Source organism: Undibacterium sp. CCC3.4, assembly GCF_034347425.1.
Taxonomy (GTDB): domain Bacteria; phylum Pseudomonadota; class Gammaproteobacteria; order Burkholderiales; family Burkholderiaceae_D; genus Undibacterium.
The window spans coordinates 3,951,978-3,964,414 of the sequence record NZ_CP133779.1; the positions used below are offsets into that span (position 1 = coordinate 3,951,978).

At 54.2% G+C, this 12,437-nt stretch carries 14 protein-coding genes; 2 read left to right on the plus strand and 12 right to left on the minus strand.

The window, feature by feature from the left end; genetic code table 11:
- The 10 genes from RHM61_RS17565 to RHM61_RS20290 all read right to left on the minus strand — a co-directional run bounded on the left by RHM61_RS17565 (position 1) and on the right by RHM61_RS20290 (position 10,348).
- Positions 1-3,114, minus strand: a complete 3,114-nt coding sequence (locus RHM61_RS17565) for an MdtB/MuxB family multidrug efflux RND transporter permease subunit (protein WP_322248607.1) — start codon at positions 3,112-3,114, stop codon at positions 1-3.
- A gap of 15 nt (positions 3,115-3,129) precedes the next feature.
- Entirely contained in the window at positions 3,130-4,353 is a 1,224-nt protein-coding gene (locus RHM61_RS17570) for an MdtA/MuxA family multidrug efflux RND transporter periplasmic adaptor subunit (RefSeq protein ID WP_322248608.1), read from the minus strand.
- A 264-nt stretch (positions 4,354-4,617) separates the two neighbouring features.
- Positions 4,618-6,255, minus strand: a complete 1,638-nt coding sequence (locus RHM61_RS17575; protein ID WP_322248609.1) for a methyl-accepting chemotaxis protein — start codon at positions 6,253-6,255, stop codon at positions 4,618-4,620.
- 92 nt (positions 6,256-6,347) lie between these two features.
- Complete coding sequence (locus RHM61_RS17580) at positions 6,348-7,292, minus strand: LD-carboxypeptidase (RefSeq protein WP_322248610.1); 945 nt, start codon at positions 7,290-7,292, stop codon at positions 6,348-6,350.
- Positions 7,289-7,885: a tRNA adenosine(34) deaminase TadA gene (gene tadA, locus RHM61_RS17585; RefSeq protein ID WP_322248611.1), complete on the minus strand. Its 597-nt coding sequence runs from the start codon at positions 7,883-7,885 to the stop codon at positions 7,289-7,291. The genes RHM61_RS17580 and tadA overlap by 4 nt, the downstream gene beginning before the upstream one ends.
- A 3-nt stretch (positions 7,886-7,888) precedes the next feature.
- Positions 7,889-8,332 (minus strand): 6-carboxytetrahydropterin synthase QueD, encoded by a 444-nt coding sequence (queD, locus tag RHM61_RS17590; protein ID WP_322248612.1) that lies wholly within the window; start codon positions 8,330-8,332, stop codon positions 7,889-7,891.
- Positions 8,333-8,339: 7 nt separating this feature from the next.
- Positions 8,340-8,975, minus strand: a complete 636-nt coding sequence (gene queE, locus RHM61_RS17595) for a 7-carboxy-7-deazaguanine synthase (RefSeq protein WP_322251125.1) — start codon at positions 8,973-8,975, stop codon at positions 8,340-8,342.
- A 12-nt stretch (positions 8,976-8,987) separates the two neighbouring features.
- Positions 8,988-9,344 carry a hypothetical protein gene (locus tag RHM61_RS17600; RefSeq protein ID WP_322248613.1) on the minus strand — a complete coding sequence of 119 codons (357 nt, stop codon included), beginning with the start codon at positions 9,342-9,344 and terminating at the stop codon, positions 8,988-8,990.
- A gap of 550 nt (positions 9,345-9,894) precedes the next feature.
- On the minus strand, positions 9,895-10,188 hold the full coding sequence (locus RHM61_RS17605; RefSeq protein ID WP_322248614.1) for a GIY-YIG nuclease family protein: 294 nt from the start codon (positions 10,186-10,188) through the stop codon (positions 9,895-9,897).
- The gene (locus RHM61_RS20290; protein ID WP_416200237.1) at positions 10,181-10,348 is read right to left on the minus strand and encodes a hypothetical protein; all 168 of its coding nucleotides are present in this window, start codon (positions 10,346-10,348) and stop codon (positions 10,181-10,183) included. The genes RHM61_RS17605 and RHM61_RS20290 overlap by 8 nt, the downstream gene beginning before the upstream one ends.
- Before the next feature lie 111 nt (positions 10,349-10,459).
- On the opposite strand from RHM61_RS20290, the gene RHM61_RS17610 reads away from it, so the two are divergent.
- Both RHM61_RS17610 and RHM61_RS17615 read left to right on the plus strand, forming a co-directional pair.
- Positions 10,460-10,633 carry a DUF2256 domain-containing protein gene (locus tag RHM61_RS17610; protein WP_322248615.1) on the plus strand — a complete coding sequence of 58 codons (174 nt, stop codon included), beginning with the start codon at positions 10,460-10,462 and terminating at the stop codon, positions 10,631-10,633.
- 38 nt (positions 10,634-10,671) lie between these two features.
- The gene (locus RHM61_RS17615) at positions 10,672-11,076 is read left to right on the plus strand and encodes a DUF393 domain-containing protein (protein WP_322248616.1); all 405 of its coding nucleotides are present in this window, start codon (positions 10,672-10,674) and stop codon (positions 11,074-11,076) included.
- 5 nt (positions 11,077-11,081) lie between these two features.
- Here the strand turns inward: RHM61_RS17615 and RHM61_RS17620 are convergent, their stop codons facing one another.
- Both RHM61_RS17620 and RHM61_RS17625 read right to left on the minus strand, forming a co-directional pair.
- Entirely contained in the window at positions 11,082-11,924 is an 843-nt protein-coding gene (locus RHM61_RS17620) for a pirin family protein (protein ID WP_322248617.1), read from the minus strand.
- A 161-nt stretch (positions 11,925-12,085) separates the two neighbouring features.
- On the minus strand, positions 12,086-12,409 hold the full coding sequence (locus RHM61_RS17625; RefSeq protein ID WP_322248619.1) for a hypothetical protein: 324 nt from the start codon (positions 12,407-12,409) through the stop codon (positions 12,086-12,088).
- Positions 12,410-12,437 lie beyond the last annotated feature (28 nt).

Here is a 12,437-nt window from a genome sequence, read left to right on the forward strand (position 1 = left end):
TTAGCCTTCCTGCTTGGCCAGATCAACCGCATCGCTGCCGCTGCCAAAGCGCTTGGCCAAGCGCCGTGCCAAGCGATCGAAGGCTAAGTAAATCACCGGGGTGGTAAACAAGGTCAACACCTGACTGACCAGCAAACCACCGACCATGGTAATCCCCAGCGGTGAGCGCAGTTCCGAACCCATGCCGCCGCCTAACATCAACGGCAAGGCACCGAGCAAGGCCGCCATGGTGGTCATCAAGATCGGTCGAAAGCGCAGCAGGCAAGCCTGATAAATCGCATCGGCCGGGGCCATGCCATGATCGCGTTCGGCTTCGAGGGCGAAATCGATCATCATGATGGCGTTTTTCTTGACGATGCCGATCAAGAGGATGATGCCGATGATGGCAATCACACTCAAATCGCTGCCGCTGACCAGCAGGGCCAGCAAGGCACCGATGCCGGCCGATGGCAGGGTCGATAAGATGGTAATCGGGTGAATATAACTTTCATACAGCACGCCGAGCACGATGTACATGGTTACGATGGCAGCTAAAATCAGCCACAAGGTATTGCTGAGCGAAGCTTGAAACGCCATCGCCGCTCCTTGAAAGCGGGTTTCTATACTGGCCGGCAAACCCAACTGCGCTTCAGTTTCATGTACCGCATCGACCGCCGTGCCGAGCGAAGCACCTTTGGCCAGATTAAAGGAAATCGTCGCCGTCGGGAATTGTCCGAGATGGTTGATGGTCAATGCCGCCGGCCGCTGACTGACGCTGGCCACGGTATCAAGCGCCACCGGGCCGCCGGCCAAGGTGGCGACGTAAATCCCTTTGAGCGACAGCAGTCCATTCTGCGCTTCCGGTGCCGATTCCAGCACCACCCGATATTGATTGGTCTGGGTGTAGATCGTCGAAATCAAACGCTGACCGTAGGCATCATAGAGGGCATTGTCGATCGCCGCCGTAGTCACGCCTAAGCGTGAGGCCGTATCGCGGTTGATTTCTACATAGGCTTGCAAGCCCTTGTCTTGCAAATCGCTGGTGACATCCGCCAGTGCCTCGATTTGCTGCAAGCGTTCGACTAATTTCGGCGTCCACTCCGACAATTCCTCGGGGCTGCTGGCTTGCAAAGTGAATTGATACTGGGTGCGGCTGACGCGCGCATCGATGCTCAAGTCTTGCACCGGCTGCAAATACAGGGACAAGCCCGGCACATCGGTGACACTCTGCTGCAAGCGCGCCAGCACGGTACGGATATCGCCGCGTTCTTCCTTGGGTTTCAAGTTAATCAGCAAACGCCCGTTATTGAGTGAGGTATTAGTACCGTCGACACCGATGAAAGACGACAAACTTTCGACTGCCGGATCGCGCAATAAGGCCTTCGCCAGCGTTTCCTGTTGCGCCGCCATGGCGGGGAAAGAAATCGACTGCGACGCTGCGCTGATGCCTTGAATCGCACCGGTGTCTTGCAAGGGAAAGAAACCTTTCGGTACGAATAAATACAGCACCACCGTCAAGACCAGCGTCCCGAGTGCCACCAGCAGTGTCACACCCTGATGTCGCAAAACCCAACGCAACTGCGTGCCGTAAAAGGCGATGATGCGATCAAAAAATGCGCCGCTGACATGATAAAAACGACTTTGTTTCTGTTCCGGCACGTGTTTCAACAAGCGCGCGCACATCATCGGCGTGAGGGTCAGCGAAATGAAGGCGGAAATTAAAATCGACACCGCCAGGGTGACGGCGAATTCGCGGAACAAGCGCCCGACTACATCGCCCATGAACAGCAGCGGAATCAACACGGCGATGAGCGAAAAAGTTAAAGAAATGATGGTAAAACCGATTTGCTTCGAGCCTTTCAAGGCCGCTTCCATCGGGCTGTCGCCAGCCTCGATGTAGCGCGAAATATTTTCTATCATCACAATCGCATCATCGACCACGAAGCCGGTGGCAATCGTCAAGGCCATCAGGGTCAGATTATTGATCGAGAAGCCGGACAAATACATGATGCCGAAAGTACCCACCAAGGACAACGGAACCGCCACGGCTGGAATGATGGTGGCGGCCAGATTGCGCAAGAAAATAAAGATCACCATCACCACCAACGCTACCGACAGCATCAATTCAAATTCCACATCCTCCACCGAGGCGCGAATCGTCAGCGTGCGATCGGTCAGGACCTTGACATCGACCGCCGCAGGCAAGCTGGTTTTCAATTGCGGCAGCAAGGCTTTGATTTTATCGGTGACTTTAATGACATTGGCACCGGGTTGGCGCTGCACATTTAAAATCACGGCCGGGGTGCTGCCAGCCCAAGCAGCCAGGCGCAGGTTTTCCGCGCCATCGACCACCTTGGCAACATCGCGTACCCGTACCGGTGCACCGTTTTGATAGGCGATCACGACATCGCGGTATTCTTCAGCCGATTTCAATTGATCATTGCCATCGATGGTCGAGGCTTGCAAGGGGCCGTCAAAACTACCCTTGGCTTGATTAACATTGGCATTGCTGATGCCGGTACGAATATCGGCCAAAGTTAGACCGCGTGCTGCCAGCGCCTGGGTATTGCTTTGTATGCGCACGGCGGGACGTTGTCCGCCGCTGATGCTGACCAAACCGACGCCCGGTACTTGCGAAATTTTCTGCGCCAAACGGGTATCGACCAAGTCTTCTACTTTGGTCAGTGGCAGCGTATCGGAACTGATGGCAATCGTCATGATCGGCGTATCGGCCGGATTGACTTTATTGTAGATGGGCGGATTCGGCAAATCGCTGGGCAGCAGATTGACTGCACCGTTGATCGCGGCTTGCACTTCCTGTTCGGCCACATCAAGCGTGAGTTCGAGGCCAAACTGCAGCGTGATCACCGAAGCGCCGCCGGAACTGGACGAAGACATTTGCGACAAGCCCGGCATTTGACCGAACTGACGCTCGAGTGGTGCCGTCACCGATGAAGTCATCACATCCGGGCTGGCCCCCGGATACAGAGTGACGACTTGTATCGTCGGATAATCGACTTCGGGTAAGGCCGACACCGGCAACAAGCGCCAAGCCAGCAAACCGACCAGCAAAATGGCGAGCATGAGCAAACTGGTCGCGACAGGCCGCAGAATAAACGGACGGGAGGGGTTCATGCGCAGTCCTTGCGTTTACTGTGGAGCGGAAGCTGAGGTGGAAGCCGCAGCGCGGCGAGCAGCACCAGCGGCAGGCTTAGCCGAACGCTCAATCAGCTTGATCTTGGCACCATCCCGCAATTTATCCAAACCATCGATGACGACCTTCTGCCCTGCTTCCAAACCTTCTTCGACGATGGTGTTGTCACCGCTCACCGCGCCAAGCTTGAGCTTACGTATCGTCACCGTTTCATCGGCATTAACCAAGTAGACGTAATTACCGACTTTACCAAGCTGCAGCGCCGCCGTTGCCACCGTCAAAACATCTTTACGCACACCTAACTGCAAATGGATATTGACGAATTGATTGGGAAATAAAGTTTGATTCGCATTGGCGAATTTGGCTTTGATATTCACCGTGCCGGTAGTGGCATTGAGTTGATTATCGATCGCCAGCAGCACACCATCACTGATCTTGTTGCGATTATCACGATCCCAAGCTTCTACCTTCAAGGGTGTTTTACCGACCGCGGCGGCTTGCAAAACTTGTGTCAGATTATTTTCCGGCACGGCAAACACCACGTTGATAGGATCGGTCTGGGTAATCACCAGCAAGCCGTTGGTATCACTGGCATGCACGATATTCCCGAGATCAACCTGACGTAAACCGATGCGACCGGCCAGCGGTGCGCTGATACGGCTGTAACTCAACTGTAAGCGCGCATTATCGAGCGTACCTTGGTCTATCTTTACCGTTCCCTGGTACTGACGTTCCAAGGCTTCTTGCGTATCAAGCTGTTGCTGGGCGATGGAATTCTGACTCAATAACAAGCGATAACGTTGCAAATCGATTTGGGCATTTTTCAGTAAAGCTTGATCGCGCAATAACTGGCCTTCGGCTTGCAGCACCAAGGCTTGATATGGGCGCGGGTCTAATTCGGCCAGCAATTGGCCTTGCTTAACCATTTGCCCTTCGCTGAAATAAATTTTTTCCAGTTGACCATCGACCCGGCTGCGTAAGGTCACCGTCGCCGTCGCCGCCACGGTGCCCAAGGCCGTCAACTGCAATGGGGCATCCTGACGCTGCACCACACTCACGCCTACCGATTGCGCACCGCCTTTACGGCTAGGGCCAGCCTCGTTGGCTGCGGCACTCGGCTTGTGCGTAATCCACCAAATGCCGGAACCGGCGGCGGCCAGCAAGACCGCGAGCACGGCATAGCGCAAATACGGAGTAGAAGTTTTTTTCAAATCAGGCATGATGATTTATTTTTCAGAAAAGATGCGAACAGGGTGCGGCGCGAGCGTGCGGATACACGGCAAACAAAGCGCGTGTGGTGCGATGGGGATGGTAGAGCAGCGTGGAGAAGATGTGGTCAATATTCATTACAGAGCATGATAATTTATCCGCGCCGCAATTAGCAAACCCTGCTTTGTATAAAGTTGTTTCCTTAAGCCACAGGCGTGCTACATGCGCAGCGCTGCGCCTGTAAGCTTGCACCACGCCGGCACGCCAACATGAGATCAAGCCAGACGTTGGTACTTATTTTGCTGCGCCGGCGCAGCGCGCAATCCAAGGCTTGGCACTTGCACAAGGGCGGCAACATGATGTTGATCGAGCTTAAACACCCCCACCGTGACCACCAAGTCTTGCGCCTGCCCCTTGAGCAAACTGGCCGCCGCCGCCATTTGCTCTACCAAGGCAGCATTTTGCTGGGTATTTTGATCCATTTGCGTCAGCGCTTGACCGATTTGACCGATGCCCAAGGCTTGTTCATGGCTGGCCGCATTGATTTCAGCTATCAAATCCGTCACTTTTTGTATCGAGTTAACCACTTCAGCGATAGTCTCACCGGCTTCATCGACCAAGTTCGTTCCTTGCTGTACCCGGTCGACACTGGTTGTAATCAAGGTCTTGATCTCTTTGGCGGCCTCGGCACTGCGTCCGGCCAAGCTGCGCACTTCCGAGGCGACGACGGCAAAGCCGCGCCCTTGTTCACCAGCCCGTGCCGCTTCAACCGCCGCATTTAAAGCCAGAATATTGGTCTGAAACGCGATGCCATCGATGACACCGATAATGTCGGCGATTTTGCGCGAGGCTTGGTTGATTTCTTTCATGGTGTCGACCACTTGGCTGACCACCGCCCCACCCTTGTTGGCAAAGCTCTGCGCACTCATCGCCAACTGGTTCGCTTGACGTACATTATCGGCATTTTGTTTCACCGTCGAACCCAATTCTTCCATCGAGGCCGCCGTCTGTTCCAGCGCGCTGGCTTGGTTTTCGGTGCGGGCCGATAAATCGTGGTTACCTTGTGCAATCTCGGCACTGGCGGCAGCAATACTTTCACTGCCCAAACGCACATTCCCCACCACCACGACCAAACTCTCTTGCATGGTCTTGAGTTGCGCCATCATGCTGGCGGCGTCGCCGTTTTCCAGCACGATCGCTTGCGACAGATCGCCGGCGGCAACCCGCCTGGCCAAACCGGCTGCCTCGCCCGGCTCAGCACCGAGTTCATGACCGATGTCGCGCACCAGCTTACTGCCGAAGACAGCGGCAAACAGTACACCTAAGGCAATGGCCGCAAGCGACAGCGTACGGATGAAGCCATAGTTAGCCACGGCCACGTCATATTCGCTTTTTGATACATCCAGTTGCAATTGATTTAATTTTTGCGAGGCCAGGTTCACCGCCGGTGCCAGCACACTGATCTTGCCGGTGTAAATAGCCAGTGCGGCGTCGTTTTGACCGGCCAGCATCGCATCGGCGGCTGGCAGCAAAGCTTCTTGCACATACGGCAAGCGCAATGCATCAAAGTTCTTTGCCAACACTTGCTCGTCAGGCGTCAGGTAAGTCGCCATATACTCAGCCCACACCTTGGAAGCTTGCACTACGTTACTGCGCAACTCAGTATTACGCTTGGCGACATGTTCTGGCGCTGGCTGCAACAGCATATCCATCACCAAGACGCGATTGCGCTGTAGCAAATAATTAACTTCCGCCAGTTGACCCAAGCAAATTACCCGGTCTTCATACACCGTCTTCAAAGAATTATTCGACTTATTCACCCCATACAAACCGATCAGGCCAACCGCGAGCAGTAGTAAGGCCAACAGCCCGTTCAAGATATGCAGACGGGTGGAAACTTTGAGCTGAGTCATTTGCGCCTTTTTGATTTGCTTTCAATCAATAATAGCAAGCTAAAAGACAACTGCGGCGATTTAACATTCTTTTACGGACAAATACACAACACTCAGAGTGAAGCTTGATCGATCGGAAAATGCATGCTTAAATTTGCGACGCCGTTGTGCACCCGCAGTTGCGCTTGGCTACCGACCACCAAGCTGGCGCGCTCACGGATATGCCCGAACGGCAGGCCACACACCAGCGGCACCGGGCAGACACTGCGGATATAAGCCAGCATACTGGCGAAATCATAGCCATTGTCATTGGCCACCAGCCGGTAGGCAGAAAAATCGCCGAGCACAATGGCTTGTTGGCGCGCTAAGACGCCGGCAAAATGCAATTGCAGCAGCATGCGCTCGATCCGATATGGATGCTCGCCGATATCTTCCAAAAACAAGATGCCCTGCTGCGGCTCGTGCCAGTACGGCGTACCCAAGGTATGCACGAGCATGGCCAAGTTGCCACCCCACAAGCAGCCATCGACCGCCATATCAGCACTGTCTGGGCTGGCGAAGTCGACGCGGTGCGGCACAGCGGCCGCAACGGCGCTCAGTGCGGCGGCAAACTGTGACAAGGTGTAAGCGGACGGCTCGTCACGCGTGAAATCATCACACAACATAGGACCAGCCAAGCTGATGCGGCCACGTGCCAGCATGGCTTGGTACAGCGGTGTGAAATCGCTGTAACCAACCAGCAGCTTGCCGCTGGCGGCCAGCATATCGAGATCGAGCAGCGGCAAAATGCGCGACAAGCCGTAACTGCCGCGCAGGGCCAGGATGATATCGACGTCCGGATTGGCGGCGGCGGCGTGCAATTGCGCCGCCCGTTCGGCATCGCTGGCGGCGAAGCGTTCAAAGCGTTGCGCCGCTCGGTAATAATTATGCACTTCGCAGCCGAGCTGTTCCAGTACTTGCAAGCCGCGTAACACGGCCGCATCGTCGAGCGGCGCACCGCTCGGTGCCACGACAGCGATACGACGCTGGGCCAACAAGGGAGAAGCCGGGAGATTCATGTGGGGGACTCGTGCGATGAAAGTGGAATAGGCAAACCAGTGCCAAGACTAGCAAGAGCGGCAGATTTTTTTAAGGCCGCCGCCGCGCGCCGCCGCTCGGCGAAAAAGTCTTTCAGCAGACGCGCGCAGGGTTCAGCCAAGACGCCGCCGGTCACACGAGTATGGTGATTGAGGCGGGTATCTTGAAACACATTCAGCAGTGAGCCGGCCACTCCGGTTTTCGGGTCGGGCGCGGCGTAGATGACGCGGGCCAGGCGCGCATGCAGCATCGCACCGGCACACATCAAGCACGGTTCCAGCGTGACATACAGTTCGCAGCCAGGCAGGCGGTAGTTTTCCAGTGCCAAGGCGGCACTGCGCAGGGCTTGCATTTCGGCGTGTGCGCTGGGGTCATGATCACAAATCGGTCGGTTGTAACCACGGGCAATCACCACCCCGCCCTGCACCAGCACCGCACCGACCGGCACTTCACCGGCCGCGCCGGCCAGTTGCGCTTGTTGATACGCCAATTGCATGAAAACTGCATCGTGCGCTTGCTCGGCCGCGCTGCTGACAGCGTGGTCCGGGGTGGCCGGAGCGCGTGGATGCAGCATGCCTCAGCCGTCGATCTCGGCCCAGCAATTCGGCGTTTCATACAGCGTCACTTTGGTGAGCGCCAAGCTACGGCCGTAGCGGTCGTGGTAAACAGGTTTGAGTATATCGAAAGCTATTTTGGCTAAATTTTCTACCGTCGGCACACGATCGATGACCACGGTTTTATGCCCCGGCAATTGATCGAGAAAATTCTTGATCAGGTAATCTTTTTCGTAAACAATAAAGGAATGGTCCCACAGATTGACCAGGTGTTCATTGGCCAGCGCTTTGATATCGCCGAAATCCATGATCATGCCGTTATCGGACTCGCCATCTTGCTGCACCACTTCGCCAGTCAGGGTGATTTGCAAGGTATAGCGGTGGCCGTGCAGGTTGCGGCACTGACTGCTGTGGTCGGGAATCCGATGACCGGCATCGAATTCCATTTTTCGGGTAATCGTTAACATGTCGCGCTTAAGGAATGTGTAAAAGTTTATGGGTCTGCACACTGAGCTTCCAATGCGGATGCTGCTTGCAGAAATCGACGGCAAGGCGCAGATTATCCTCTCTCAGAGGGCCATCCATGGCTTGAACAAAGTAATGTTCAAAATCAAGATCGGCATATGTTGCCATGTTTTGGCCGATTTGCGGCATCACCACCTTGATTTCATTACCCTTGCGCACTACCAGCTCAGCCCCCATTTTTGGGCTCACGCACACCCAATCGACGCCAACCGGCACCGGCAAAGTACCATTGGTTTCAATGGCAATGGTAAATCCGACGGCATGCAAGGCCGCGATCAAGCCGGCATCGAGCTGCATCAGCGGTTCGCCGCCGGTCAGCACAACATACTTACTGGCCGGGTAAGCCGATGGCCACAGCGCATTGATCACCGCCGCCAAAGCCTCGGGCGTCTTGAATTTACCGCCGCCCAAGCCATCGGTGCCGACAAAATCGGTATCGCAAAACTGGCAAATCGCCGTAGCGCGGTCTTGCTCGCGCCCTGACCACAAATTACAGCCGGCGAAACGACAAAACACCGCCGGGCGCCCGGCATGATTGCCCTCGCCCTGCAAGGTGTAAAAAATTTCTTTGACACTATAGGTCACGAGGTATTCCATTCATTGATCGATCAGCTCGATGCCGACGCGCCATTTGGCAGACTGCCAAGCGGAGCGCGAAGGATACAGCACTTTAGCCATGGCTTCAATATACGAGAAAATCGGCTGGCGTGCTGGGGTCGGTGATATTAGTGATAAAAAATTACTAAAATACCACGTGAGTTCGAAGCTGTCGCTAAAGAGTTTGCAATCGGCATCACTACCCCAAGCGGCAACCCCGTCATTCCTGCGCGCTTTTGGCAGGAACCCCGTGGCGTTCGTGCTTAACTGCAAATGCCAGAAATCATGGCATTCGCAGCGCTGAAAACGACACTGGGTTCCCGCCAAAGGCATGCGGGAATGACGAGGTTGCGGCATGCGAAAATAACGAGGCTACGGCATGCGGGAATGTCGCTAAAGGGTTTGCAATCAGCATCACTACCCCAACCGGCAAACTCGTCATTCCTGCGCGCTTTTGGCAGGAACCCCGCGGCGTTCGTGCTTAACTGCAAATGCCAGAAATCATGGCATTCGCAGCGCTGAAAACGACACTGGGTTCCCGCCAAAGGCATGCGGGAATGACGAGGCTACGGCATGCGGGAATGACGAGGCTACGGCATGCGGAAATAATGAGACTGCGACATGCGGGAATGTCGCTAAAGGGTTTGCAATCAGCATCACTATCCCAACCGGCAAACTCGTCATTCCTGCGCGCTTTTGGCAGGAACCCCGTGGCGTTCGTGCCTAACTGCGAATGCCAGAAAGCATGGCATTTGCAGCGCTGAAAACGACACTGGGTTCCCGCCAAAGGCATGCGGGAATGACGAGGTTGCGGCATGCGGGAATGACGAGGCTGCGGCATGCGGAAATAACGAGGCTGCGGCATGCGGGAATGACGAGGCTGCGGCATGTGAGAATGTTGGTGTCGTTACGCTTTCAATGCGAAGTACAAATCATTCCAATAGGGATTAGTCGTTTCGATTTTCCGAATCTTCCATGCCCGCTTCCATTTTTTGATTTGTTTTTCGCGAAGAATGGCTGACTCAATCGATTCGTGCTGCTCAAACCAGACCAGCTTATCAATATTGTGTTGCTTAGAAAACCCATCGACAAATTTATTCTTGTGCTCGTACACACGCTTCAACAAATCGCTTGTTACACCCACATACAAGCTACCGTTTCGATGGCTGGCTAGCAGGTACACGTAAGAATATTTAGTCATGGCTAAAATACGAAAAAAGCGCGTAGGAATGCAAACCCAGTGCCAACAAAATTCTCGTCAATCGTGAAAATCTGATATCGGCTTCTCCAGCCTCTATTGTAATAATTGTTCGCCGAGAAACGCGAGCAGATTGAACAAGTTGATCTTGCGTTATTTTCATCTGTTTGCGGGCATCCGCGATTTTTTGGGCTATGTTTAACGAATTGAGCAATTTATTGCACCTTCAAGCTGACTGTAAACCGAATTCAGCCATCTGGTGTACCATCTTGCTATGAAGAAAGCAGACAGCCACTCCGAGCACCGCGGCAACAAATCCAGTTTACCGAGCAAGCCTTGTGTCAGCTGTGGTTTGACGATGACTTGGCGACGCAGTTGGGCCAAGAATTGGGCCGAAGTGAAATATTGCTCGCAAGCATGCCGCCGCAACAAGCCAGCCCAGCCATGAGTTCGGGCCTCACTGACACCGATAGAAAAGCAAAATCCATGCACACTCCGACTGACGACACGGCGGTACCGGCCCTGACGGTTTTATACGACGGCGCCTGCCCTTTATGCAAGCGTGAAATTGCCATGTACCAAGGCATGGAAGCGCGTGAAAGCCTGTGTTTTGCCGATATCAGCGCGGCTGACACGGCGCTGCCACCCGGCACCACGCGCCAACAATTACTGCAGCGTTTTCATGTACGCAGCGCCGATGGCGTATTGCACAGCGGCGCGGCAGCCTTCGTCTTGCTGTGGGCCACCCTGCCCGGCTGGCGCTGGCTGGCGCGGCTGGCGCGCTGGCCCGGCATGCTGTGGTTGATGGAACGTGGCTACCGGTTTTTTTTGCGCTTCCGGCCGCAGTTGCAAAAATTGGCCGCACGTGCAGAACGTCGCCAAACACGCTGAGTACTTCAGCGTCGCCCTTGTTGCAACAGTAATTTACCGATTTCTCTGATGCGCTGATGACTGGCAGCCAAAGACATGGCATTCGTATGCACCGAGCCATTGCCTATCACTAAATCATGGCTATGCCGTTTGGCCGAGCCGAAGACGATACGAGCGCCGGCAGCGCCAGCTTGGAAGTTGACGCTTTGGCCGGCACCAAAACTGAGTAATTCCAAAGATTCCGCTACCCCATCGAGCAAGATATTGCCGGCAAACGGAAAAGCCCAGCAGACATCGTGCTGGGCCGGCACGTCATAGCGCCAACTGGCGCGCGGCTGCAGGTTTAAGACCAAATAATTCATATCTTGCTGAGTATCAATAACGCTACGTAAGCGCTGGCTCGGCAAGCTTATCTGGCCTGAGAGTAAGCGCAGCTCGCCGCCCGGCACTTGTGCCACTGGCACCTGATGCGGTGCAACATACTGTGCCAAGGCCGCCGCTTCTTCGGCCTCAGGCGGCAGCGCCACCCATAATTGAAAACCGCTGGCCCAGCCGTCGGTTTCAAACTTAGCTTGATGCCAAACCCCACCACCGGCTTGCAAGCATTCGAGGCCGCCGGCTGGCAATACCCCAGATTGACCGATGCTGTCTTGGTAGGCGATATCCGAATCGGGTTGCCAGGTCAGGGTGGCGATACCGGAATGCGGGTGCATGCCAAAGCTGAAACCTCGCTGCACCGGCGCATTAAAAAAATCCAAAAAGATAAATGGCTTCAGTTGCTCACCGAGTGTAGCCGGATCAATCAGGCGCGTAATCGGGCCATGTTTACTGCCGCGATAGCGCGCAGTAAGGGGTTTCTCTTCGCTCATTTTTTCTTCCCCAGGTGGTACTGCAAATCGATGCCTGAGCGCGGCTTTTTCTTGCGCTTTTTTTAATATAGTTCAGGCATTGAAATCGCACAAAACAATCTGCTCAAGCGCGCCTTTTTTTGCGCATATTTTTGCGCAGTATTTTTTGGGAGAAATCTTTTTCAGGCGCGATCAGAGAGAACGTTGTTTTTACATCCATGCGCGTGGGCGTGAAATAAAAAAACATGGATTTCAGAAATGTTTCGCAACTGAATTAATTTCGATTCAGCTTTTTTTTCAGCATTATTTCGCACCGGAAAGTCGCCGTTTTCTGCGCGTTGTTTACTTGAATTAAATTCACAAAATAGCTTAACAAAAATTAAAAAATGCTTGGAAAGCCTTGCTGGGGATAGATTTACAAAAAAATGACAAATCGATTGCATTTTGCTCGCACCAAAAAAATGCCTGCCAGAACGCAGACTAATTACGGCATTTACTAAGGGCATGATTTCTCAATAAAAACAAAATATTTTC

Bases quoted from the DNA above. Each gene is read 5' to 3' on its own strand.
- RHM61_RS17565 (WP_322248607.1), bottom strand. From the start codon at position 3,114: ATGAACCCCTCCCGTCCGTTTATTCTGCGGCCTGTCGCGACCAGTTTG.
- RHM61_RS17570 (WP_322248608.1), bottom strand. From the start codon at position 4,353: ATGCCTGATTTGAAAAAAACTTCTACTCCGTATTTGCGCTATGCCGTG.
- RHM61_RS17575 (WP_322248609.1), bottom strand. From the start codon at position 6,255: ATGACTCAGCTCAAAGTTTCCACCCGTCTGCATATCTTGAACGGGCTG.
- RHM61_RS17580 (WP_322248610.1), bottom strand. From the start codon at position 7,292: ATGAATCTCCCGGCTTCTCCCTTGTTGGCCCAGCGTCGTATCGCTGTC.
- tadA (WP_322248611.1), bottom strand. From the start codon at position 7,885: ATGCTGCATCCACGCGCTCCGGCCACCCCGGACCACGCTGTCAGCAGC.
- queD (WP_322248612.1), bottom strand. From the start codon at position 8,332: ATGTTAACGATTACCCGAAAAATGGAATTCGATGCCGGTCATCGGATT.
- RHM61_RS17600 (WP_322248613.1), bottom strand. From the start codon at position 9,344: ATGCCGCAACCTCGTCATTCCCGCATGCCTTTGGCGGGAACCCAGTGT.
- RHM61_RS17605 (WP_322248614.1), bottom strand. From the start codon at position 10,188: ATGACTAAATATTCTTACGTGTACCTGCTAGCCAGCCATCGAAACGGT.
- RHM61_RS20290 (WP_416200237.1), bottom strand. From the start codon at position 10,348: ATGAAAATAACGCAAGATCAACTTGTTCAATCTGCTCGCGTTTCTCGG.
- RHM61_RS17610 (WP_322248615.1), top strand. From the start codon at position 10,460: ATGAAGAAAGCAGACAGCCACTCCGAGCACCGCGGCAACAAATCCAGT.
- RHM61_RS17615 (WP_322248616.1), top strand. From the start codon at position 10,672: ATGCACACTCCGACTGACGACACGGCGGTACCGGCCCTGACGGTTTTA.
- RHM61_RS17620 (WP_322248617.1), bottom strand. From the start codon at position 11,924: ATGAGCGAAGAGAAACCCCTTACTGCGCGCTATCGCGGCAGTAAACAT.
- RHM61_RS17625 (WP_322248619.1), bottom strand. From the start codon at position 12,409: ATGCCCTTAGTAAATGCCGTAATTAGTCTGCGTTCTGGCAGGCATTTT.